The sequence below is a fragment of the Rhodopirellula islandica genome, assembly GCF_001027925.1.
In the GTDB taxonomy this organism is placed as follows: domain Bacteria; phylum Planctomycetota; class Planctomycetia; order Pirellulales; family Pirellulaceae; genus Rhodopirellula; species Rhodopirellula islandica.
Genome location: NZ_LECT01000028.1, coordinates 181,091 through 205,623, shown reverse-complemented (window position 1 = coordinate 205,623; position 24,533 = coordinate 181,091). Strand labels below are relative to the sequence as shown.

Below are 24,533 nucleotides of genomic sequence, written 5' to 3'. Positions count from 1 at the left end.
GGAGACGGGGGGACCGTTGAGGTTCATGCTATCCAGGATAGCGGATGGTGCTTAGGAAAGGCAAAGCACCCCAGTGGCTCGGTTAGCGGGAGAGTCTCTCCCGCACGCCAAAGTATCTTATTCGTGCCGCAGGGCTTCGATGGGATTCATCCGGGCGGCGCGAATCGCGGGGTACAACCCGCTGACCAAACCCACCAAGACAGCGATGATCACCGCCAAAGGAATGGTTTCGTAAACGATCGCTGGTTGCGAATCGCGAATTGCACTGGGGAGGGCTTCGAACTGTTCCGGGAACCCTCTGGCAACCAATCCCATGAACAATCGGTACATCGGTGGGCCGGCGAAGCCCAATAAAATCCCCAGAAAGGCACCGGCAAAGCTGAGGACAATGGTTTCGACCAAAAATTGTCGGACGATGTCGGCCCGTTTCGCACCCAGGGCACGTCGAATCCCGATCTCTCGCGTGCGTTCGGTGACGCTGGCCAACATGATGTTCATGATTCCGATGCCACCCACCAGCAGAGAAATGCAGGCGATCAAGATCCCAATGCCCAGGAACATCAAACGCAAGTTGCGGGCTTGTTCGAGCAATTCCAGCGGGACCACGACGGCGATGTCACCGACATCCGCGTGTTTGGGGGCCAAGATGTTTTGGATCACAGCGGCGGTGGTTCGGACTTGCGAGACCTTTTCCACCTGCAGTGTGATTTGGTTCAGCTCCATCATTTCGATTTGAAATTGGCCGCTTCGCCGCGTCACGATTGTGTCGCCGATGCGCTTTTGCATCGTCTGCATCGGGATGTAAATGTCTTTGGAAAAGTCCTGCGAATCCAAGGATCCACCGATGGCGGCGGATGGGTTGCGAGCTTCCAGGACGCCCACCACTCGGTAGTAATCCGTGTGCTCGGGGATATAGATTCGCTTGCCGATGGGTTCTTCATAGGGGAACAAACGTTCGACCACGCCGGTTGCGATGACGCAGACATTTTCGTTGGTCATCCCGTCGGCGTCGGTCAGGAACCGTCCGCCACGTTCGCGAATCTTGAGTTGATTGACGGTGGCATAGCCAGGCGTGCTACCCACCAAACGGCCATCACACAGTTTGTCTCGATAGGTGAACTGGCGACGGATCTCACGAATCGGAACTGCCTTTTGAATCGTTGGCAGAGTCGAAATGATTTGGTCGAGTTCGGAACGCAACAGCCCGTATTTCGAGGCGGAGCTTTCCGCGAGCTTTTCTTCCGGTGGTTTGACCGTTCGCACGATGATCGTCGTTGCGCCGAGTGATTCAATTTGCTTTTGGACTTGGTCGCTGGCGCCTTGGCTGATCGCGGTCAGCACGATCACGGCCCACACACCAATCAGGATGCCCAGCATCGTCAGCCCGGTTCGCAGCGGGTGCAGGGTCAGGCTTTTGACGCCCAGCGAAAAGGTACGGAGCCACATCATGATTCGAGCCCTTGTTTCGCAAGGATGGCTTGGGCAGCGGAACGCTGTGCTTCACGAGCTTTTTTGCGTTGCGATTCAGGAACCAATTCATCGCTATGCAACATGCCGTCTTTGAGTCGCACGACTCGTTTGGCGCGGTCCGCCACATCGTCTTCGTGAGTCACCAGAATGATGGTTCGGCCTTCGCTGTTGAGCACATCGAAGAGCGTCAGGATTTCTTCGGTGGTGACCGAATCCAGGTTTCCTGTTGGTTCGTCCGCAAGGATGAAGAACGGATCGTTGACCAACGAGCGAGCGATCGCGACGCGTTGTTGTTGTCCACCAGAGAGTTGATTGGGGCGGTGATCGAGGCGGTCGCCCAGGCCCACGCGTCCAGCCAGTTCGACCACATGCTTGTGTTGCTCCGGGCCAAGTTTGCCTTGGTAGTAGAGCGGCACCTGAATGTTCTCAACGACGCTGAGTTGTTGGATCAGGTTGTAGGACTGAAACACAAACCCGATGCGGCGACTTCGGATATCAGCCAACTCGTCATCGGTCATGGTTCCGATGTCGTCGTCGCCCAGCATCAGGTGGCCCGAGGTCGGTTGGTCCAAGCATCCCAGCAGATTCAAGAGTGTACTTTTGCCGCTTCCCGAGGGTCCCATGATGGCAACGAAGTCACCTTCCGGAACATCAAAGGAAACGCCGCGAAGTGCTCGCACGGTCTCGCTCTTGAGAACGTATTCCTTCGTCAGTTTCTTGATGCTGGTCGCAAGACGCTTTCCGTTTGCGCCCGATTCGGATTCTTTGTTTGATGCCAAGGCAGTGCCGCTCGAAGATGCAACCGGTGTCTGAGAGTCATAGGCGTTTGGGACGCTCATGATGCGACCGGGGGAGTGTCAGTGACCTCGCTGAGTGACGGTGTGTCAGCTTCAAGAATCGCTGCTGGCTCTTCCAAGGTCGAGTCGGAGGCTGCCACACCATCGACGGTAGCCTCCGTCGAGGATAGTTGGTTCGGACGGGAGCGGTGGAGGCTTTCTGCGTTGCCTGCTGGGCCCCGGTTGCCACCATTGCCGCCAGGTTTGCCCGCACCAGGTTTTCTGCCACCGGGAGGTCCTCCACCGGGACGTCCTCCACCAGGAGGTCCAGCGCCGGGGCGGCCTTCAGGTTTGGCTTCCGAATCGGATGCCGCTTCTGTGCCGGCTGGTGCGGTTTCGCGAATGTCTCGCATTTCGCTGTTGTCCTCGGCGATGATTTCCGGCAGGTCCAACAGGTTCAAATGCTCTCGCAAGTTCAAGATGACTTGTTCACCCGGTTCCAATCCCGACAGGATGTGGCCCATTGTGTCATTGATGGCACCCACCTCGACTTGTCGAGTTTCAAAGGCCATGGGGCCGGTTTGCACGAGCGAGTACATGTTGCCGCCGTGTTCGTACAATCCCTGGATCGGCACTTGAGTCGCCTCCGGAATTTGTTGGATGAAGACTTCGACGGCGGTCGTCATGCCGGTGCGGATGATTTCCGGTGGGTCGATGATTTCGATGGTGGTGGCGTACTCTTTGACGGAAGAACTGAACCAGCTACCTGGTTCGGCGTAACGGTTCACCTTGGTGACGCGACCTTTGAGAACGACATCGGGCAAGGCGTCCAAACGAATCTTCGCCGGCATGCCTTTTTTGAGCAGGGTGATCCGTGATTCGTTGACCTTGCAGCGAACCTGCATGCGTGTGGGATCGGGAAGTTCAATGATGGCTTGGCGTTCACGAACTTGGGCCCCGGCCTCGACAACGAATTCAGCGTTGCCACCGCGTGAGCTGTATTTGTTCGCGTGAACGACCACGCCATCGGTTGGGGCATAGATCACACAGTGTTCGATTTGTTGCTCGACTTCGGCCAGTTCCTGTTGCTCCGAGAGCAGTTCCGCACGAGCGGCTGAGAGGGTGGCTTCGGCGGCATCAATGTCGCTGTCGAACTGGACCAACATCTTTCGGCGAGTCAGGTTTTGCAGAACCTTCAAGCGGGCTTCGGCCGATTCCAATTGGTTGCGAGCGTTGGCGAGTGCGAACTTGTCGGCTTCGAGTTGCAGTGATTTGACCAGACCTTTGGCGACCAAGCGTTCGGTACTGCCGATGGCCAATTGAGCTTTGCGGAGCTCTTGTTCTGCGACCGCAATTTCACTTTGAATCGTTTTCTCGTCGGTCTTGAAGACCCCTTCCAGGTATTCTTCCCGAGCGATCTTGGCTTGCTCCACCAGTGCCGATGCGGTCGCCACATTGGCCTCCGCCGTGATCACCTGGATGCGATCTTCTTTCAGTTCGACTTCCAGGTTGGAGGAGTCCAGTTCGACCAGTTTGTCGCCCTTGCGGACTCGCGAACCTTCGTCGATGACCCACAGAATCGAGGTTCCCGAACCACCACGCGTTTCAATCTGGCAGACGATTTCGGTGTTGCTGCTGCTCTCGATTTCTCCTTGCTCGATGACGGTGTGATCGAAAGCGGCTTTGGTGGTCTTGGTGACAATCAAATCATCAATGCTGATCTGTGATTGCTGGGCGACGTATCGCTGGTACCCGAAGTAACCGCCCACTCCGAGCAGGACCAAGCAGATCAACAATCCGATCAGGATCCCGCCGGTCCGTGGCGGATTGGCTGAATCGGCCGCTGCCATCCCCTGGGAATGGCAACCGCGGGAATGTGAAAGGAGATGGCGAGCCGAACGAACGCGACTTCGCTCCGCAACGACATTCTGCCGTCGTGGGCTGGATTGGGATGATCGCATGATTTTCAGGCGGGGGCCGTGGGGAGAGGACGGAGGGCTAACGGTTTGAACCCCAGAAATCAGCGAAGGTTTCGGCGGATTTCGTTCGGGGAGGTGAACACGGCAAGTCCACCAGTCGGGTCAATATGTTACTCCACCCAGACGATCTCCCAACCATTATTAGCAAAAATATCGATCGGATGAGATCGTTTGCTCTGCCTCGGATTGTCCCAATTTGCTCATCTTTTCGCCGAGTTCGGAGGGATCCAAGGCAAATCGTGGGTTGATTTCGACCTGGACCGAATCGTCCACGCTGACGCCACAGGAACGCAGCCAACGCCGGTGCAAATCGCAAATTGCCTGGCGAGCCAATTCCGGGGTGTCCGTTGCCGCGCCGTTGGCATTCTTCACCGGTGCAAAGGCCTCCGCGGGATCTGCCTCGCAAACGATCGTGTTTTTCGCATGCGGAAGCAGGTCAAAAATGAATTGTTCAAACTTGGTGGCGTTGGGTTGGTCGGGGCTCACCAATTGCCCGTTTGCGTCGAGATGAGGCACCTTTTTGCTGGCTCGGTGGATCGGCAAGGACGCGTCAAGTTGCAGCATCCGTTCGAGGAAGTTCAGGTCGAACAGGTGCACCGCGATGTTGCCGGCCCAGAGTTTCAGGCTGCCATCGGGGTTGGTCATCTCGGCGGCTGAGTCGGGCAAATCGCTGTACTCGATGATCTGGGTCTGCCCATCGATCTCGACCACATTGCCGACTTTTTCGGTCGGGTAACGTTTGCGGATGACTTGGGTGGTCATCTCGCTGCCTGCCAACAAGTGGTGCCCAATGAAGATCGGGTCGCACAAACCGACCAACGGGTTGTCGACTTGGAAGTAGAACAGATGCTTCCGTTTGTTCTTTTGCATCTCGTCCAAGCAACCGTTTTGCGACAGTGCTCGCAGGGTCCCGCCATGACCGTCGGGGCTGAGCGCCAGGGAACCTTTCTCGGCCAACAACACTTCGCCGGTTGACGCATCGACGGCGGGCATTGTGCCCTGCTGAAAAATCGTGACTTGGTCGGGTTTCAGGCCGAGGTAGTCGTTTTCCTCGAAGTAACGACGTGTTTCGTCATGGGTCGCTTCGCTGGTCATCAGATACAGCGGGACGTCGACGCCATACTTTTGACCTGCTGCGATCAAGCGGTCGGCGAAAAACTGAAACAGCGTTCGGTCGCTCACTGGGCCCACTGGAAACATGCCTTTGGGTTGATCAAATCCCAAGCGGGTGCCTTGGCCACCGGCGACCAGCACCGTCGCGATCTCGCCGGCCCGCAAGGCTTCTTCGCCACGCTGCTGGGCTTGTTCTAGAGTCCAATCGCAGCCACTTCCGTCACTGGCGACCGCTTGAGGCATCGAGGCCCGCGAGGCGAGTTCAGCGAAGTCGACGGATTTGTCCTTTCCTTCGACCAACGTTTTGAGTTGAGCGAAGTCGACTTGGGCGATCTGGTGGCTCAGGTGGGACTGCTCGTCGGAATCGAGGGAATCCCAAAAACGTAGCAACTGAGTCTGCTGGAATGGTTCCAAGCGTGACTTCAGTTCCGCGAATGAAAGTGGCGATTGGCTTTGAGCAGATGGCTGGTCGGCAGACATTGGCAACAGCTGAGTTCTTAGAGGGAAACGCAAAGGAATGAAATCACGGGCAGAGTCAGCATATTCTGTTCCAAGAAGATGCCAGCCACCCGTTGGGGAGATTCACGGAAACTTCGTCAACTGGTTTCCGAACGTGGGAATGCTGCCGGTTGGCCGAACCAATCGGGATGGAAATCTTGCCGGACGGCGAGCAGGACGGCCTTGCCATGTTGGTGCGGGGCGCCGTGGGTGGTGTCCCACTCCAGCCGTTCTTCATACCGCAAGACTCGCAGGCGTGAGTCGGCCTCGCAGGCCCACCCGACCAATTGGTTGGGACGAAAGTAATTGATGACGGCGCCTGCCGTTTCGCTGACAGGCTGGTCGCTTTCCTTGCCCGGTGATTGGTCGCTGCCGGGATCTTCGGTGGTGTGAACCTGGGTGTACAGCATGCCCTGGGAGGTCAACGCCGCGCACATCTTCTTCCAGACGGCGGGCGCATCGGTGCCGGGAATGTGGTCCAGGACCGTGGTGGCGATGACCGCGGAATAGCAGTCGGCGTCCATGGACAGTTCGCGGACGTCGCAGACCAGGGTTTTGACTCGGTCGGACAAGTTCGCTCGTTCGGCGCGTTCGCGAATTCGGTCCAGCCCACGTTCGCTGACGTCCACCGAGGTGACGTCGTAACCCGCCGCTGCCAGTGCCAGCGTGTCTCGACCGGCTCCGGCACCCAGGTCGATGGCTTGGGGGCGGGCGGATCGTGACGATTCCGCTGAGGCGGTCTGTTTCAGATAGGCCGCCAATTCCGGCGACGGTTGCATCCCATAGGCGATGTTTTCGCGGTCGTAGGCTTCGAAGAAGAAGTCGTTGGACGGGTCATCGGTGACTGGATTCACGCTGATACAGACTGTCTGAAGAAATCGGATAAAGTGGAGTGGTCATTGGCAAGATAGCCCGCCGGAAAGCGAAACACACTCATGCCTTCCATTGAACCCACGATCGACCCAAGCGACGAGTCCCCTGATTCTTTCGCTGAAAATACGCTCGTGACGGCCGAATTGGTGACTCCGCCGGTCGTCACGGCTGAACTCGTGCCGCGTTGGAAACGAACGCTGGCGTCTGTGCGACGCTGGGGGGTGTTGCTCGTTTTGGCGTTGTTGACGTTTGGATTCTTGTCCTCCGGATTGAGTCCGGATCCTTCGGCCATCTTTGACGAGAGCGATCGTGACCTCCATCCGGTGGCTCAAGGTGACCGCCAAGCAGAGACTCAAGCGAGATGGATGGGCGCTGGCTCGGCTGAGATCGATCTCGCTTCGGTCGAGCCTGTTCGATTGGAGGCGTCTGGGCGGGCCTCCGTGAGTGGCTCGACATCACAGACGGCAGATTCCGAACAAGTTTTGATCTCGACGATCCTCGAGGAGCAATGGCGGTCCGGACTGGAGTCACGCGGTTTGGAAGCTGGCCCGATGGCGGATTGGTTGACGGTTTGCCGTCGTCTTTCGTTGTCTTTGGCGGGGACCGGATTGTCACTGGAAGAGATTCGGTCGTTGCAACGATTGCCCGAGGCGGATCGTGTGGCGACGCATCGTGAACGCTTGCTACTGAGCGACCGGTTTCATCATTACTGGGCGGAACGAACGGCACGCTATCTGGTCGGTGCCGACGAAGGGCCATTCATCGTTTATCGCGGACGGCGATTTCGCACCTGGTTGGCCAATCATTACGCGATGAACACGCCCTACGACGAATTGGTGCGGATGTTGATCACTGCCGAAGGTGTTTGGACCGACCGACCGGAAGTCAACTTTCATACCGTCACGTTTGACAGCGGCGACGATGCTCCGGATCCCATTCGTTTGGCAGCCCGGACGACAAGGGCATTTTTGGGTGTGCGGATTGATTGTCTGCAATGCCACGATGACTTCTTGGGGAACGTCTCACTGGGGGACGCAGCTTGGGTCAGGCCCCACACGGCTGCCGAGGCACCCGTGACAGAAACCGATGCATCGGAAACGGAATCCAGTTGGTTGCTTCGCGAAGGGGCTCAAGAAGATTTCCATTCGCTGGCGGCGTTCTTCACGGCCGCGACGAGTGAAGGGGTGCAGGGACTGAAAGACAAACGAGCGGACTACGAGTACCAGTACTTGTATGCGGACGAGACGGTGCCGGTTGAGCCCAACGTCCCGTTCCGCCGAGATTTGTTGCCTCCGCGACCGCCGCAGAAGTCGGAGTCAGACGAGCAGGTTGATGACGAAAAAGATGGGACAGGGGAACAGGACGCCGCACAACAAGACTTGGATTCGGAGCCCCAAGTGGATGACGCCATCGTTGGGGTGGAGGATGCAGTCACGACGGGAAGCGGTGGCGAATCTGAAACCAGCGATCTGCCCAGGTACATGAGTGATCGGGAACGCTTGGCGTATTGGTTGACACACCCCGAGAACAAACCTGCGGCTCGGGCCGCCGTGACCCGGGTTTGGACCCTGTTGTTTGGGCGACCGCCGGCCATCGAAACCGAGTATGGATTTCAAGTGGGGGAGGTCGACAATTTGCCATTGGACTCGCCTCCTTCGGAGATGATCGACACCTTGACGGAGGCCTTCGTCGACGGCGGATTTGATGTCCGGGAACTGATTCGCTTGATCACGAATGCGCCGGCTTTTCGAGTGAGCAGTCGGGCGGACTTTGACGTCACAGAACAACATGAGTTGGCGATGGCCGTGTTCCCCGTGACTCGGTTGCGGAGCGAACAAGTCGCGGGGGCAACCATCCAATCTGGACGCGTCAAAACGATCAACCGTGATTCGTCTTTCTTGGTTCAGTTGCAGCAGTTCGGAAGTCTGAACGACTTTCTGAAGCGGTACGGCGATTTGGGTGAGGACGAGTTCACGCCGCAACCGGTCACCATCACGCAGCGGCTGGTGATGTTGAACGGGAAATTGGTCAGTGAAACGGCGTCACCGAACCCCATTTTGAACGCTTCATCGCACATCGAAATGTTCGCTCGAAACGACCAAGAAGTCGTGCGGACATTGTATTTGACGGTTTTGAATCGAGAGCCGACCGAGCCCGAGTTGAAACACTTCACCACTCGGCTCACCCCGGAGAGTCGCAATCAAAGCGAGCCGCCGACGTCACGGAAACAAGAGATCACGGATCTCACGTGGGCCTTGCTCAACAGCAGTGAGTTCGCCTGGAACCATTGAGGCCCGCCCTGTGCGGGAAACCAACTGGAGACTTTCATGAGTATCACGTTCCATGACCAAACCGGATCCAACTTTGGAGCGTGGCGTTCCGCGCCGAGTGGTTTGTGCAGTGCTGAGGTCCACCTCTCACGTCGACGACTGTTGGGTGCCGGATCCGCGTTGGTGATGTCATCGCTGGCACGTCGTTTGACATTGGCGGCCGAGCAACAAGCGGATTCTGGCAAGCCGCCCCTCAGTGTGATTCTGTTGTGGATGGAAGGCGGGCCAAGCCAATTGGAAACCTTCGACCCACATCCAGGAACCAAATTCGGTGGTGAGGTCGGCGACCTTGCAACCACAGCGAAGGATCTGCGGATCGCTGACACGATGCCGCGTTTGGCGGAGCAGATGCACCTGTGTTCTTTGGTCCGAAGCGTGGTTGGCAAGGAAGGCGATCATGAGCGCGCGATTTATGCGATGAAGTCGGGCTATCGGCCGGATCCCACGTTGGAACATCCCTCGATTGGAAGCATCCTGTGTCATGCGGATGACGCGGGGGCTGACATCCCGCGGCACATTTCGATTTTAGCTGGACGGTCTGCCGCGACGGGGGGATACCTCGGGCCGCAGTTCGATGCATTCAAAACTGGCGACCCTTTGGAGCCGGTTCCTGACGTCCGGCCGAGAGTTGATGAATCACGTTACCAACGTCGGCTCAATGCATTGACCAACGTTTTGGAACCCCAGTTCACACGGGGCCGAATTCGGGATTTGCAAGAGAATCGAACGTTGCATTTGGCAGGAACGCAAGCGGCTCGGAAAATGATGTCGAGTGATCAGTTGACCGCGTTTGATATCAAAGAAGAACCGCAAGCGGAGCTGGATGCCTTCGGTGATCATGCGTTTGGGCGGGGGTGCTTGGCTGCATCCCGGTTGGTGGAAGTCGGCGTTCGATGTGTGGAAGTGACGCTCAGCGGATGGGACAGCCATATCAACAACCACAGCCTGCAATCGAGTGCCGCGGGAACCTTGGACGCAGGCCTGGCGGCGCTCTTGAAACGACTGGAAGAACGCGGTCTGTTGGAATCCACGTTGGTCGTTTGCGGTGGTGAGTTTGGACGCACGCCGCAACTCAATCCGGCAGCAGGACGTGACCACTGGATTCACGGTTTCAGCACGTTGTTGGCTGGCGGTGGCATTCGCCGTGGTCATGTGCATGGTGCCACGGGGCCGGAGCCCGATCCCGACAAGCCAGATGCGCATGTTGTGGCCCCCGTCACGATCCCGGATCTTCATGCCACGATCCTGTCCACGTTGGGATTGGATCCGACAGAAGAGTTGGACACTCCAATTGGACGACCGATGAAACGCAGCGAAGGCCAGGTCATCGAATCGGTCATCGCATAGGAAGCGATCGGGTATCGAGCGTCAGGTTCCCTTTGGCCGGCGGCCCCTTGAGCCGGTTTGGGATTGTGAACGTCGACCCGGTGCTCTGTTCAGCAGATCGTGGTCAGCATCACTGAGCTGGTTGGATCCAGTTGATTTCAAACGATGCGGGCTCGTTGGAAACGTCGATGTTTCCAAAGGCAACCGCGGTGATCGTTTGTGCCTCGACGTCGTCCGCGAATGTGACTGGGTAAGCCTTTCCGCCCATCAACCGAACTTGATAGCCGTCGGTTTCTTCCGCAGCGACAAATTTGCCGAGGATGAATGCCCCGTCGGTTTGCCGTTCCGCTTTGGGTGTGTCGACCCAGGCTGGGACTTGCTTGGCAAAGGAACGAAACAGATCGGCGTTGGATTTGATGCGATCAACCAAGGGTTGCAGTTGGTCAAACTGATCCGCCGAGGTTTCTGTGGACAACCTCGAAAGCATGCCATAGGCGAAGGCGACCGCTTGGCCGTACTTGGGGTCTTGGGGGTCCATGCCTTCGAGGCGAATGAGAACCTTCCCGACTTCTTTGACCGACTCCGCGAGCTGGGACTCACCATTGTCGGGGATGTCATCGGCAGGATCCAATTCGCTCGGCAGATCCAGCTCCTCTGACGCGGCTTTCATCACGGCAGGCGGCAAGCCGGGAAAGCCCGTCAAAGGTTCTTCCTCGGCGGGTTCTTCTGGCGTGCGATCTTCCCGAGCGGTGTCTGGAAGTTCCATCGCCGTGCCGTTTGAGTCGACCGCTGGTTTGGCCACCTCGGTGACGGGAGCGTCGTCGGACGGCATTGCGAAATCATCTGTGTCTAAAACGGCGTTGTTCACCGCGTCATTCAACTCGGCCAAGGCTTCTGAGGCGGGGTCGGTGGCCGGAACCATGTCCGTTTGAGAGGTGTCCAATTCGACGGGAGGGGGAGGCGTGGTCTCTTCGCCACCGCCGTTGTCGAGGTCCTCGCCCAACGAGCGACCCTCCGGTGACTCGTCCATGATTGGCGGGACGTATCCACCAGGAGCGGATGGGACGGATGCCGAGCGACGGACTGGATTGGACGAACTGTAGGTTCCGTCCAGCGGATAAAATCCAAGGTTGGGAAGGGCATCGAGGTACCACAACAATCCACCACCGATGGGCAACGCCAGCAATGCACCGAGGATGGGCGAACCAACGGTCTTGATCAGGGATTTCTTTTTGCGACGAGATTTGTCGCTGGTGTAAATCGCCATTGGAGCGGCATCTGTCGCCACTCCGAGTTCCGGTGTTGCGTTGTCATCTGGGATGATGAATTCATCCATGTTCTCATCCGCCGCGGGCGATTCCTGCGAACTGAATTCCGGTTCGTCCTGGGCAGGCTCGAAGGAATCCGTGTCCAGTGTCTCTAAGTCAGTCACTTCGTCCGCCGCAAAGTCATCCGTGCTGAGTGGTTCTGCGGCGACCCCCACGCTGTCCAGTTCTGTGTCGTCCAGTTCAGGGACGGTGTCTGCTGAGGTGAAGCCGGCTAACTCAGCGGGTTCCTCATCGTCAGATTCGATTGTTTCCAAATCCAAGAGAGGTTCGGAGGCAGTGTTCAAATCATCACCCACCACGATCAAAGCGGGCGGCATTGCCGACTCGATTTCCTGTTGGTCCAGCGTCGACAAGCACCACGGGCATTGGATTTGTGCGGACGTTGCCACCTGACCCGATAGCAAACGATCAGGAATCCGGACCGATTCGTGGCAGCGAGGACAAGAGGTGACCAACATGAGCGAGACCAATCCGGCGGGAACTGTTTGATACGAGATTGGTCGTATTGTAACCACGCTTGGCAGCGATTTCAGCCCGCCGCTTGTGGGGCAATTTCCTCTTCTGGGTGGCTGGTCGTTAACTCATGATTGAGGATTTCAAGCAAGGTTTGCAGGAAGACCACGACCATGGGGCCAACCAGGATCCCGATCGGACCGAACACGGAAACGCCACCGATCACGCTGAGAAGTGCGAACAGCGGGTGAAGTTGGCTGCGGCCGTGCAGCACGTAAACCTTGATCACGTTGTCGATCGAAGAGACAACGGTGGCTCCGTAGAACGCCAGAAACGAGGCGGCGATCCAACGCTGATCGACCAGGCCGAGCCACAGGGCGCAGGGCACCCACACGGAGGCGGCACCCAAGAATGGCACCAATGCCATCACACTGGTCAGGAACAACAGCAAGACAATCTGATCAAAATCACAGAGCCAGAATCCAATGGTTGCCAGGATGCCTTGAACCAATGCACTGGCGACGCTTGCCAGCACCACCGCCCGACTGGTTCGGTCAAATTCCATCAACAGTTGATGTTCGTAGTTGTCGTCCATCGGCGAAAGCCGCATCAGCGTGCGGATCATCACAGGACCGTCGATTAAAAAGAAGTAAACCGACACGACCAAAATCACCAACCCAAAGATGACTTGCGCGACAATGCTTCCCGTCGCGCTGGTCAAGCGGACGAACCGAGGCTGCAAGGATTCACGCGCCATCCGGATCAAGGCAGCAAAATCGCCTTCGTCGGGATTGGCGATCAAACAGAGTTGGCTGCGAAGGGATCCGCCGAGCAACAGATTCATCCAGCTTCGAACGGAGGCAGCCGCGATCACCGCGGGCTGCTCGAAGCGTTCGTTGTTGTTCAGTTGGACCAGCAGTTGAGGTCGAGTGTCGGTGGATGAATCATCACGCTGAGTTTGGGAGCCCAAAGAATCGACGTCGCTTGATTCCGCGGGGGTCTCCGCCGCGGATCCCTGCGGTGAATCCTCGTCGGCGTTTGATTCGGGAAGACTGGGAGGATCCAACGCCGCCGGAGGAGGCGTTTCTGAATCGATCTGTCCAAGTGAAGAGGTGGCTGGCGCAGGGGGCTTGGGGAGAGGAGTGTCGTCGGCGGAAACACCCCACTCCGATTCGATCGTTTGGGACTGGATCGACTGTTTGAGTAGGTCCGAGAACTGGCTCAAGTTGTTGACCGCGATTTCAGCGGCCGCCTCGGCAACGCCCGCGTCGGGAACTTCCGATTGCAAGTACGTGACGATCGCCGCGGCTTGATTCAGTTCGTTGATTTTGTCCTGCACCGCTTGTGGATTGTCGGCTTGGGGCACGGTGATGTCCCCGATGATGCGGTCCAGTTCACGAAAGTGTTCTGGGTGGGGCAACGACAGGCCGACTTGTGAACGGACACGGTCCATCGCGACCGACATGTTGCTCAGATTCATTTTGCTGAGCAGGATCGTGAACTGAGTGGTGGCCACCGACACCAAAATGCCCATGGGCAGCAACACGATCAACAAAATCAACGCGGTGGTCGAACCCGCCGCGAGCCGTCGGCGTCGCCCGACTTTCTCAAAGATCCACAGATGGATGGGACGGAAGATGACGACCAGCAACGCTGCCAGAAACAGCGGGACAAAGAACCCAACCATCAAGCGGTAGAACAGGACGCCAACCGCCAAAATCCCAATCACCAACATGACCACGGACATGATCCGTGAGAGCGATGGCAGTTGAGGGAAGAGGATCTGTTTGCGATTGCCTGGTGGGACCTCTGTGTCCTGGGGCTCCGATTCAGGATCACTGACCACCGCGTTCAGTGGTTCGTCACCGGCGGTTTGGGCAGCTGTTTCGGATGCAGGTGACGAGTCAGGAAACCCTGAGTCGGACGGCGTCGAACCAGGAGACGCGGAGTCCGCATCGCGGGAATGGGAATCTTCACGCGGAGCGGAGCCACTGGTTCGTTGCTGGTTCTTTTTGCGTCGTCCCACAAACTCCCTTTCAATTTTGAGACGCTGCGATCGCATCGCCTTCGAGAGCGATTCCAAACGCCGACATCATTTCGTCACGATTGATCGACAACGTGATCCGGTGGCGACCTCGCGACAAGGGGAGATTCTTCAATTGCCAGGTTGGTGTCGGTTTGCCATCCACCCACGCCTCGAAGCCGTCCCACGATTTTTCGTCGTCCGCGGATGGGGTGGATTCAATCAACTTCAACGCAATGGTTGCGGTCTCGGTGTTGGAATCCGAAGGCGTGACTTCGATGTCAAAACGTAGGAAGCTGATGAACGGTGATTGGCGATGTTGTTTGAATCGATCCAGTTCTTCCAAGCGAACGGTTCCATCGACCATCGAGGTCAGGTCTCGCCAAGTCATCGCGGGATCGTCCTGGGCGGCGGTGTCGACACTGGTTCGATTCAGTCGTCCGTTTGCGGCCGCGGTGTAATTCAGCGTTTCAAAGCTTCGCACGATGTTCTGCGTCGAAACCGTGAACTTTGGATCTCGCCCCAGTGCGACCAAGAACGTCGTCAAGTCGACCAATTCGGCTTCGGTCAGATTGTCGAGCAACCCTTCCGGCATCAGTGATTTGCCAGGGGCGTCATCCAAGATCGCATCGGTTTCGATTTCACGTTCGGTTCCATCGGCCAATCGCAAACGGGTCGCGTCGTCGGTTTGTCCAATCGCGATTCCGCTGATGACCTCTCCGTCTTCGGTCAAAATCTTGCGAGTGGAATAGCCTTCTTTCAGTCGCGCACTCGGATCGAGCAGTGACTCCAGGACGTAGTCCGGTTGGGAACTGCCGCCCAGCGAAACCAAGTTGGGACCGACCAGTCCTCCCGCTGTTCCGATGGCATGGCAAGAGATGCACTGCAATTCTTGGCGGCGATAAACCAACTCACCACGAGTCGCCGAGCCGGATTCTTGGACCCGTTTCAGCAGCCGTGATTTGAGTTCCGGCGTCAGTTTCCAAGTCGCGTCGGCGAGTTTGCCCGCCTTTCGGATCGCTTGTTCCAGTCCTGCATTTCCGCCAGCCGAACGGATGGCGCGAAGCAACGTGCGAGCGGTGTCGGAGGCCAGTTCGGTCTCGTTCATCTTCTCGGTGTAGCGTTTCACCAAATCAGGTCGTGAAAGAGCGCTGACCAACCAGCCATGAGCTGCTTCCGACGTTTCCGGTTTTGTAAGTGCACTGAGCACCAAAGGAATCGCGGCACCTGGACGTGAGGCGACCAAGCCATCGATGGCTGCGACTCGATCGGCAACCGATCCTGATTTCGCAATGCTCATCAATTGTTGGTTCGCTTGCGGCGTCGGTAGCGATGCCAGAGCTTTGATCCACACCTGACGATCAGCGGCGGAGGCATCCGATCGCGTTTGGATAGCGGACAGCAAGGTTGCCTCGGTGGACTTCAACTTCCACTGCTGGGTGGATTGCGAAATCCAACGCAGCGTCGACGGCTTCAGGTCCTTGGTGGTTTGTTTGCTCAGCCACTGCTTCACGCTGGCATCGGCGTTGGTGGGGGCCACGTTTTTACGTTTCGAAGTTGACTCCAACAAAACGCTGATTCGGTGTTGGACTTGCGAAGGATCACCGCCGAGCAAACGGCTCAGGACACTCCCCAGTTGCTCCGCGGTTGCCACTTCGCCGATTGCTTTCAACCATTGGTCATCCGCGGCATCGGGAGACGATTGATCCCACGCGACACGATCGATCAACAGTTTCGCGGCATCGGCGCTGCCGACGGCTCCGACGGACCAGGCAAGGGTTTGTGGGGAATCTTCCCAAATCTGTTGCAGCGTCTCGTTCCCTCGCTGCCAATGCTCCGCCGTTTCGCGAATCGATTGCCAGAGCGCGAAATCAAGCGACGCTTGCGAGGACAACGGTTGATCGGAAGCCAGCGTTCTGGCGAGGATTTGATGCAACCAGACGGCGGATTCTTCGCTGTCGAGTTGTCCACATTGCACGACGACTTCCAGCGTCAAAGCGGGATCGGCGATGTCGATTGCCGCTTCGACCAAGCTGGCTGCATCGGTCATTGCTTTGGTTGCATTTGCGGGATCCGTCACCCTGGTTTGATCGGCTGATCGGAACTGGCTTCGCAGCCAGGCGCGAGCGTTGTCCGGGACCGAACTGGGGTCGGCTTTCCAGGCATTGAGTTGAGCGATGGCGGCGTCGGTCGCGATCGGTTGGAACGCGGCTTCGCGAAGCCACTGAGACTCGAGTTGTCGGTGGGCCAAACCATCTTCCCGGCTTTGAACCCAGTTGCCGACTTGATCAAAGAAGCCCGGATCTTCCAGGTGATCCCAGAGCGTTTGCCGAGCGAATTGTCGGACGGTCAGGGATTCGTCTTCGAGGTATCCCAGCAGTTCCGGCGTGGAGGAGGCCAGGAAATCGGGCCAAGGGTCGAGCGGTCGATTGGGAAACGACAGTCGCCAAATGCGGCCGTGTTCGGTGTCGCGACGTGGGTCACGGAAGTCGACTTCGCCGTGTTGGATGATCGGGTTGTACCAGTCGGCGATCATCAGGGTGCCGTCGGGAGCCATCCGAGCATCGATCGGGCGAAAGGCAACGTGCTCCGTCGTCAGCGGTTCCGGTTGTTGGCGGCTGATGTAGTCCGCTCCATTGGGACGGATGCTGAACCGGCACACACGGTGGCTTCGGAAGTCGTTGGTGATCAGGTCGCCTTTCCATTCGGGCGGAATGTGTGATCCCGAGAGAATTTCCAATCCGCAATACTTCGGACTGCCAGGGTTCAATCCCAGCAACCATCGGGTCGCACCGGGCGATGTCTTGAAGACCGCGTCGGGGAAGGCGTGGGTGATGCCGTCAAAGGCTGCGCCGTCGGAGACGAAGGATTCGCCATTCGTATCCACGATGTGGCCCCACGGATTGATGAACCCTTTGCAGAAAACGTCGAGTTGTCCGGTGCTGGGGCGGTAACGCCAAATGCCACCACCGTCCAAGCGTTTGGTTCCATCGGGAGTGTCGATGTGCGAGTGGATATAGATGGATTGATTGAAGTACAGGCATCCATCCGGGCCCCAGCGAAGGGTGTGAACCAAGTGGTGCGTGTCTTCCGTTCCAAATCCACTGAGCACGATCCGACGTTTGTCGGCGACGCCGTCGTGGTCGGTGTCTTCGAAGTACAGCAGTTCGGTGCTGGCGGCGACGTAGGCAGCGTGCGGTCCGTCCGGAATCACTCCGGTGGGGATCAGCAACCCGTCCGCGAAAACGGTGCTGGATTCGGCGACGCCGTCGTGGTCCAAATCTCGCAGCACGACAATCTGGTCGTTGGGGATTTCACCCGGTTTGACTTGCGGGTACGACTTGCTGCTGGCGACCCACAGGGCACCTGTGCAGTCGAAGTTCATTTGAATTGGTTTGCGAATCGCCGGATCCGCGGCAAAAAGATTGACGGCCGCGCCGGAGTCCAATTTCATCGCCGCCGCTTCGGCGACCGGGTCGGGTTCCGGGATATCGGTTAGATTCCGTTGTGCGTGCGCCGCCGTGGCGAAGCAGCCGATCCAAACCGCGAAACAAAACAAAAGAGGGGGGCGACGCAGATTCATTCTTTGGATTTCAATTCTTGACAGAAAATCGGGAGGGCCTTTTCTATGCTTCGTTTTGAACGCTCACAACCTAACAGGTTTCTGCTTGGATACCGCCAATCAGCGTCCTTCCACTCTGCGTCCCTCAATTGACCGCCACTTTAATCCACGCGTCCTGGCGGAACGACCCACCACCCACCCCGTCTCCCAACGAACCCCACCTTTGCTGAATGTCTGCCGCCGCTGCCACCCACCGACTGTTTCGAATGGACGAGATGGAAACATTGCGTCGCGATCGTCGCTTGGACCCGCAGTTGATTCGGCAGCTTCGAAACGGGCTGCTGAAAAAGTTTGAGCCTGACGACGTTGTCAGGGAACGATTTCCGGCCTCCGACGCGGTCCAGTTGCACGCCCTGAAACTTTTTCAGCGGATGGATTCCGAGATCGACGGGGCGACCAAACTGTTGTTCGAAACCGATTCGGGATTGCTGATCGAAAGCGTGATCCTTCGAATCGCATCGGGGCGAACGACCTTGTGTGTGTCCAGTCAAATCGGATGTGCCGCTGCCTGTGACTTCTGCGCGACCGGCAAAATGGGGATCGCCAAGAACTTGGCCACAGAGGAAATCTTGGACCAAGTCGTTCAGGCGGGACAGATTCTGCGAGCCGAAAACAGGCGGCTGAGCAACATTGTGTTCATGGGGATGGGGGAACCTCTGCACAACGAAGCCAACGTGACCGAAGCGATCCAGTTGCTAACCGCACCGGACCATTTTGCCCGTTCGCCGTCGACGGTGTTGGTGTCCACGGTCGGCGTGCCCGCGGCGATGCTGCGGTTGGCCAACGCATTTCCGCGATTGAATCTTGCTCTCAGCTTGCATTCCGCCGATCAAGCGACCCGTGAGACCATCATTCCGCTGGGCAAGAAGGCTTCGTTGACGCAATTGCACGACACGATCCAGGAGATTCAAACGATTCAAGATCGTGAGTTCATGATCGAATACTTGATGCTTCGCGGCGTGAACGATTCCGCTGAGGACGCGAAGCGATTGATCGATTGGATTGGCGATCTGCGGGTGCACGTGAATCTGATTCCATACAACACGATTGAGGCGTCGCCCCACCTGCAAGCGTCGCCGCGACCGACGATCGAATCGTTCGCCGACCTCTTGAAGGCGTCCGGTTTGAAGACCACGGTGCGGTACAGTTTGGGCCATGACATCGAAGCCGCCTGTGGGCAATTGATCCGCCAAGAAAACCGTCAACGAGCGATGCAGGCTCGGCGAGCGGCGGCGGAGGGCGACTCACATGTTGGCTTCCTCGACGTGCGGCAAGTCATCGATGGACTCGAGTCCTAAAAGAACGAGCAATCGCTCGCCGGGATAGAATCGCGATACCAGTTTGTCGGTGCCCTCGCCGGGTTCCCGTTTGACTTCGACGAGCCGGCGACGCACCATTTGATTCAGCAACGAGCCGCTGTCGCGTCCTCTCAAATCGGTGACGCGTGCGGAGGTGATACCGGGTTGATAAGCGACCAGGGAAAGCACCTCAACGGCAGCTTGATTCAGCCGCGTTTCGCGAACTTTGCCGGTGAATGCGGCGCGGACCGATTCCACTTCGGGAGCCACCACCATGCGGTACCCGCCGTCTTGTTCGACGATCCGGATGCCCTGGCGTTCGGTGCGGTACGAGGCATTCAGCTTCTCGATGATTTCGACGACTTCCTCGGGCGAAAAACCTCGCATGATCGAGGCCAGACGGGGAGGCGTCAGCGGCAGGTTTTCTGGGTGCCCGACAAACAGGGCGGCTTCCACGATGGCTTCTGGGGTGGCGGCGTGATCCGCCGTGGCGTCGGAATCGGCGGAACTTTGTGCCGCGACGGCGAGTGCTTCGTCGCTGTCCGGATCCTCCTCGACAAATTCGTTTCCCGATTCTTCGTCCCTGGGGGCGGGGTCTGGTTCGGCACGCAGCAGTTCGGCCGGATCCAGGTCCGCGGGCGCGTCGTCACCGCTTTCTGACATGGCCGCGACACGGGCGTAGGCGGCCCCGAGTTGTTCGAGCGAAAAACCTTCCTCGTCGTCATCGAACTCGTTGTCGAGTGCTTCTGCGTTTTCAGGGGGCCCGTCTTCCGGGATCTCGTCTTTCGGGGAATCGGATGGCTCATTCATGGAAGTTCTGTCGCAATTGTTTCATGCCTCGGTGCAGCAGTCCCGCGACTGATCCAGCGGTTTTGTCCATTCGTTCGGCGACATCGGACAGTTTCAATCCTTCCAGGTAGTGCAGCGAGATCGCGTCTCGCTGAGCTTCGGGCAACGATTCGATCGCATCGGCCAACGTCAACAGCGATTCGCCCACCATCGCGTGCTGGCTGGGGGTGCCAACATCGCCGGCCAGCAAACCTTCCAGCCGCATGGAGGATTGAGCGACCCGTTGTTCCATCGACTGTTCGCGGCGGATGTCTCGTTTGTCGCGGTGCAGGTCGCGATCCAGGTGGCACATTTGCCGCACCAGAATCTTCCGCAACCAGGCCCGCCACTCGGCTTCCGTGGTGCCGCGATATTGATCGACGGCGGCGACCGCTTGCAACATGGTTTGCTGGACGATGTCAGATGCGCCCAATTTGGCTTTGTAGTTGGCTCGCATTTGCATTCGAGCCAACATCCGCAAATACGGCTCGTACTGGGCGATCTCCTCGGCCCGATTCGACGATTCGGCGGAGAAAGCCGGATCGGCGGCAGCGTGGTCCGAAGCCCGTGAATCGTGGGGCTCAGGCGGGTCGAGATCGGATGGATCGGGGGACGTCATCGTTGGTTCGATTGGGTTTGTCGCTTCGCGGGTTGCCAGCGGACCGTTACAGTAGCAGAACTTTCCGGGCGGATTGGAGACGTCCCGGACACATTTCATTGCCTGAAACCGTTTGATTGATCGCCTGATGGCTCGCGAAGCAATTTACCAACAATCGAATCCTGACCCTGGCGGGGATCCGCCTGAGGATGGGCCACCGCCAACCAACAGCATCGCTGATGGCGGGGAGGAGCCCGATCGAGGTCCTGATCCGGATGTCACCCTCCGCCCGCAACGCATGGCCGAGATGGTGGGGCAGCAGGACGTGATCGAACGATTGCGAATCGCCATCGATGCGGCTCAGGTGCGTGGCGAACCGCTGGGACACATTCTGTTCGATGGGCCGCCGGGGCTGGGGAAGACCACGTTTGCGACCGTGATCCCCTCCGAAATGAACACGACGGTCCAAATGGCCAACGGGGCCGGGTTGAAAGCCCCGCGAGATTTGCTGCCGTACCTGACGAACGTTTCGCGAGGTTCGGTGCTGTTCATCGATGAAATTCACCGCGTTCCTCGAGCGATCGAAGAGTACCTGTACACCGCGATGGAAGATTTTCGAATCGACATTGTGCTCGGCGAAGGGGTCAACGCGCGAACCTTGAACCTGAGTTTGGAACCGTTCACGTTGATCGGGGCGACCACCCGAGCCGGGATGTTGACCGCTCCCCTGCGAGATCGGTTCCAAATCCGTGAGCACCTTGGCTGGTACACGCGAAACGAGTTGGCGGAGATTGTTCAGCGCAATTCGAAGAAGCTGAACATCGAGGTCGACCCAATCTCGGCGGGAGTCATCGCGGATCGAAGTCGCAGCACACCTCGGTTGGCGAACAACCGCTTGCTCTGGGTGCGGGACTACGCTCAAAGCAAAGCGAATGGCAACGTGGAAGCGAGAATCTGCGAAGCGGCGTTGGACATGATCGGCATCGATCATCTGGGGCTCGACAAACAAGATCGCAACTACTTGGACACGCTGATGCGAGTTTTCCTGGGCGGGCCAGCGGGCTTGGACGCGATCGCCCACACGATGAACGTCAGCTCGGACACGCTCGAAGACGAAGTCGAACCGTTCTTGTTGCGAAGCGAACTGTTGGTGCGGACTCGGCGTGGACGGTTGGCGACGCCCAAAGCATTTGAACACATGAAACGCGAAATGCCGGATCGTCCTCTCCCTTGAATGGAAGCCGTGCCGTTTTCTGGTGCTGCGTTTGGGCGGGTTTCTGCATTGGCGTACCTCTCCCGAAACGAAGTTTGGGAGATCGGAGATCGGAGATCGGAGATCGGTCAAGCGACGCCGTTCAGGCGTACGCGAGGGTGAGGGCCGGGCATGGGAAACGGCGCGGACAGCCCTCCCCGGAATTCTCGCTGAACGCTCGCATTCCGACCCTCCCCAACTGCGTTCAGGAGGGTGAATTCAACCTTGCGAGCACGGCACTTCAAAACGGCGCGACCTCTGCGCGGGCGGGGTTCTCAAGGCGTTACTGGCACAGCATTTCAAATACTGCACGGCCTCCTTTGTTTCAGGGGAGGCGTCGGTTGCGGAAACCCTTCAAGCAACCTGGGGTTTCTCACGCGGAATCGACGAAGTGTTGCCAAGATCGGGCGTTCGTGTCCGAAGAGCGTTGGGTATGACACTCGCCTCCTGAAATTGGCTGATCACAACGATGAATGACACCGACGAAACCGTCCTTTGGGAAGCGGAATTCAATCCCAAAGTCAGAGTGTATTGGTTGATCAGTGCGGTTCTGACCACGTTTTTGACAATCTTCCTGATCCCGCTGTTGCCGTTGATCGCTCCGCTGGCTTGGTACATTTCGGGGCTGTATCTGAAGAGTCACCGCTGCACGCTGACCGAGCGAACGCTGAAAGTCAGCCGTGGTGTTCTGGTCCGGCAAGAGAAGACGGTGCCGCTGGATCGGATCACCGACTTGGGGTTGGTCCAAGGGCCGATCATGCGGTCGCTCGATTTGGAAGCCGTCAGCGTCGAGACGGCTGGTCAATCGGGACCAGGTTCGTTGGTCCGACTGACCGGCATCCGAAATGGCCGGTCTTTTCGCGATGCGGTGTTGAAGCAACGCGACATGGTGACCGGCGGCGAGCCCGCTCGTTTGACCGCGGCAGCGGAACCGGATGGGATAGTGGATACGAACGTCCAAGCGACGCTGACCGAGATCCGTGACATTTTGAAACGGATCGAAGCTCGATCAACGTCGCTGTAAACGACAGGATCCTGTCGCCCGGTGGGGGCCACCGAGCGACAAGTTTTGGACGAGCTGCTTAGTGGTCTGTCACAGCTAAAAGTGAGGGTTGATCGTAGTGGACGAGGCCACGAGTCCTTGGATTTGACGCCAGTTCAGGACTCGTGGCCTCGTCCACTACCCGAAAGATGAGTCGTGCCTAAAGATAAGTCGTGACACCCTGCTAAGCAGATCGGCTGGAATGATCGGGCACAACCATGTGAGCCGTTTGGGCGTTCGCCCCGGTTGCGCGTGAAAACCGTGGCTAACGCCAACGGCTCACATACCCGATGACACCTGCGTACCTGCTTAGAAACCGCGATCGCGGGGATCCGTCAACCCATCGGCTAAACGACGCAAGGCTTCCGTTTCGATCTGGCGAACTCGTTCTCGCGTCAGCCCCAGCTCAGCACCGATTTCTTTCAACGTCATCGGTTCGACGCCGCCCAACCCAAACCGCAGCTTCAGAACGGTGGATTCGCGTTCTTCCAAGTCCCCCAGCAAACTCATCGCGTGTTTGAGGATGTCGTGATCGAGCATCTCCTCGTCAGGAGCCTTCAGTCGATCGTCCTGCACCATGTCGCCCAACGACCATCCCGCCTCGGTCTGATCGCTTTGCGGCGTTGAGTTGTTGATCTTGATCGCCTTGCGAATGATCGGCAACTTCTTCTTGGGCAACCCGAGCACGCGAGCCACTTCTTCGTTGGTTGGCGTGCGTCCCAGTTCTTCGTTCAAGCGTGCGGTCGCTCGGCGCCACTTGCTCAACAACTCCACCATGTACGCTGGAATGCGAATGGTTTTGGCTGAGTTGATGAGCGCCCGTTTGATGGACTGCTTGATCCAGTAACTTGCATAGGTGCTGAACCGAGTCCCGTGGATTGGGTCAAACCCTTCGACCGCACGCAACAACCCCAGGTTCCCCTCTTCGATCAAATCCTGCAGTCCGAGACCTTTGCCCGTGTAACCACGCGAGATGTTCACGACCAACCGCAGGTTTGCACGAACCATTTGGTCGCGAGCCATCACGTCGCCTTGAGCGATGCGGGCCGCGAGTTCGAGTTCTTCCGCGGCGCACAACAACGGGGTTTCGTTGATTTCGCGAAGGTACGTTTCCAAGGGCGACTGAGCCGCTTCACTTCGGCGTGTCGGCGTTTTGCGGCGACTCTTTTTCAGCAGCGAGAGTTCGTCCTGCTCCAGAGATTCGGATAATGTCATCGGTGGCGATCCGGTCGGGAAAGGGAGGTGGTTCCGACAAATCACGAGTCGATGCATCACTGCGACGATGCTCGTCATCAACCCGAACGCGTTCCCTGTTGTTCAGTGGCAAATGGGAGGTGCCAGTGAACGGAACGCTTTGGAGTCAACGACGACAAACGTCATTCCAAGTGTGATGCCTACAACGACGCGGGGAGAGATCGGTCGGGAGGTGGTCACAAATGGTTTCGACCAATTCCAGCCCCAGAAATCAGAGGTTGTTAAAACGTTCGGCTTGTGTCGGCCGCAACGGTGGTTCCGGTTGGGCAAAAGCCGGGGAGTCGGAGGCTTCCACAGGAGGATCGCGCGCTGGCTGTGAACCTGAACTCGCGCGGTGGCGTGCTCGACGTGGCAACTTGAATCGAACAGAACGATTTTGCTCCGAGAACGACAGCTGAGTCGCAGCGGACTGATTTTATGCCGCTCAAGACCGATTCCTCGCGAATCGAAATGCAACTATACTGCCGCAA

Annotated in this window: 16 protein-coding genes; 5 read left to right on the top strand and 11 right to left on the bottom strand. The window is 57.9% G+C overall.

Annotated elements, in window-relative coordinates; translation table 11 throughout:
* Positions 1-117: 117 nt before the first annotated feature.
* The 5 genes from RISK_RS14445 to RISK_RS14425 all read right to left on the bottom strand — a co-directional run bounded on the left by RISK_RS14445 (position 118) and on the right by RISK_RS14425 (position 6,690).
* Positions 118-1,449, bottom strand: coding sequence for an ABC transporter permease (locus RISK_RS14445; protein WP_047814998.1), 1,332 nt, complete (start codon positions 1,447-1,449; stop codon positions 118-120).
* Positions 1,446-2,309, bottom strand: a complete 864-nt coding sequence (locus RISK_RS14440) for an ABC transporter ATP-binding protein (protein ID WP_047814997.1) — start codon at positions 2,307-2,309, stop codon at positions 1,446-1,448. The genes RISK_RS14445 and RISK_RS14440 overlap by 4 nt, the downstream gene beginning before the upstream one ends.
* On the bottom strand, positions 2,306-4,207 hold the full coding sequence (locus tag RISK_RS14435) for an HlyD family secretion protein (protein WP_047814996.1): 1,902 nt from the start codon (positions 4,205-4,207) through the stop codon (positions 2,306-2,308). The genes RISK_RS14440 and RISK_RS14435 overlap by 4 nt, the downstream gene beginning before the upstream one ends.
* A 159-nt stretch (positions 4,208-4,366) precedes the next feature.
* Positions 4,367-5,818, bottom strand: a complete 1,452-nt coding sequence (locus tag RISK_RS14430) for a UTP--glucose-1-phosphate uridylyltransferase (protein WP_047814995.1) — start codon at positions 5,816-5,818, stop codon at positions 4,367-4,369.
* A 116-nt stretch (positions 5,819-5,934) separates the two neighbouring features.
* On the bottom strand, positions 5,935-6,690 hold the full coding sequence (locus tag RISK_RS14425) for a class I SAM-dependent methyltransferase (RefSeq protein ID WP_047814994.1): 756 nt from the start codon (positions 6,688-6,690) through the stop codon (positions 5,935-5,937).
* Positions 6,691-6,771: 81 nt separating this feature from the next.
* Here RISK_RS14425 and RISK_RS14420 point away from each other — a divergent pair, with 81 nt between their 5' ends.
* Together RISK_RS14420 and RISK_RS14415 are read left to right on the top strand one after the other, a co-directional pair.
* Positions 6,772-9,000, top strand: a complete 2,229-nt coding sequence (locus RISK_RS14420; protein WP_047814993.1) for a DUF1553 domain-containing protein — start codon at positions 6,772-6,774, stop codon at positions 8,998-9,000.
* A 36-nt stretch (positions 9,001-9,036) separates the two neighbouring features.
* On the top strand, positions 9,037-10,386 hold the full coding sequence (locus tag RISK_RS14415) for a DUF1501 domain-containing protein (RefSeq protein WP_047814992.1): 1,350 nt from the start codon (positions 9,037-9,039) through the stop codon (positions 10,384-10,386).
* A 109-nt stretch (positions 10,387-10,495) separates the two neighbouring features.
* On the opposite strand, the gene RISK_RS14410 is transcribed toward RISK_RS14415, so the two are convergent.
* The 3 genes from RISK_RS14410 to RISK_RS14400 form a co-directional block, all read right to left on the bottom strand.
* Entirely contained in the window at positions 10,496-12,151 is a 1,656-nt protein-coding gene (locus RISK_RS14410) for a hypothetical protein (RefSeq protein ID WP_047814991.1), read from the bottom strand.
* A 71-nt stretch (positions 12,152-12,222) separates the two neighbouring features.
* Positions 12,223-14,208, bottom strand: coding sequence for an AI-2E family transporter (locus tag RISK_RS14405; protein ID WP_390173934.1), 1,986 nt, complete (start codon positions 14,206-14,208; stop codon positions 12,223-12,225).
* Positions 14,183-17,752: a PVC-type heme-binding CxxCH protein gene (locus tag RISK_RS14400; RefSeq protein ID WP_047814990.1), complete on the bottom strand. Its 3,570-nt coding sequence runs from the start codon at positions 17,750-17,752 to the stop codon at positions 14,183-14,185. Before RISK_RS14400 ends, RISK_RS14405 begins: the two co-directional genes overlap by 26 nt.
* A 209-nt stretch (positions 17,753-17,961) precedes the next feature.
* Between RISK_RS14400 and rlmN the strand changes: the two genes are divergently transcribed.
* Entirely contained in the window at positions 17,962-19,089 is a 1,128-nt protein-coding gene (rlmN, locus tag RISK_RS14395) for a 23S rRNA (adenine(2503)-C(2))-methyltransferase RlmN (protein ID WP_047814989.1), read from the top strand.
* Here rlmN and RISK_RS14390 read toward each other — a convergent pair.
* The gene (locus RISK_RS14390) at positions 19,036-19,899 is read right to left on the bottom strand and encodes an SMC-Scp complex subunit ScpB (RefSeq protein ID WP_047814988.1); all 864 of its coding nucleotides are present in this window, start codon (positions 19,897-19,899) and stop codon (positions 19,036-19,038) included. The two genes, rlmN and RISK_RS14390, sit on opposite strands and share 54 nt — an antisense overlap.
* Complete coding sequence (locus tag RISK_RS14385; protein WP_236696308.1) at positions 19,892-20,536, bottom strand: sigma-70 family RNA polymerase sigma factor; 645 nt, start codon at positions 20,534-20,536, stop codon at positions 19,892-19,894. The genes RISK_RS14390 and RISK_RS14385 overlap by 8 nt, the downstream gene beginning before the upstream one ends.
* A 112-nt stretch (positions 20,537-20,648) precedes the next feature.
* Between RISK_RS14385 and ruvB the strand changes: the two genes are divergently transcribed.
* Both ruvB and RISK_RS14375 read left to right on the top strand, forming a co-directional pair.
* Positions 20,649-21,749, top strand: a complete 1,101-nt coding sequence (gene ruvB, locus RISK_RS14380; RefSeq protein WP_173442671.1) for a Holliday junction branch migration DNA helicase RuvB — start codon at positions 20,649-20,651, stop codon at positions 21,747-21,749.
* Between the two features lie 487 nt (positions 21,750-22,236).
* Positions 22,237-22,791, top strand: coding sequence for a PH domain-containing protein (locus RISK_RS14375; RefSeq protein ID WP_047814986.1), 555 nt, complete (start codon positions 22,237-22,239; stop codon positions 22,789-22,791).
* Between the two features lie 327 nt (positions 22,792-23,118).
* On the opposite strand, the gene RISK_RS14370 is transcribed toward RISK_RS14375, so the two are convergent.
* Positions 23,119-24,024, bottom strand: coding sequence for a sigma-70 family RNA polymerase sigma factor (locus tag RISK_RS14370; protein ID WP_236696307.1), 906 nt, complete (start codon positions 24,022-24,024; stop codon positions 23,119-23,121).
* Positions 24,025-24,533: the final 509 nt, after the last annotated feature.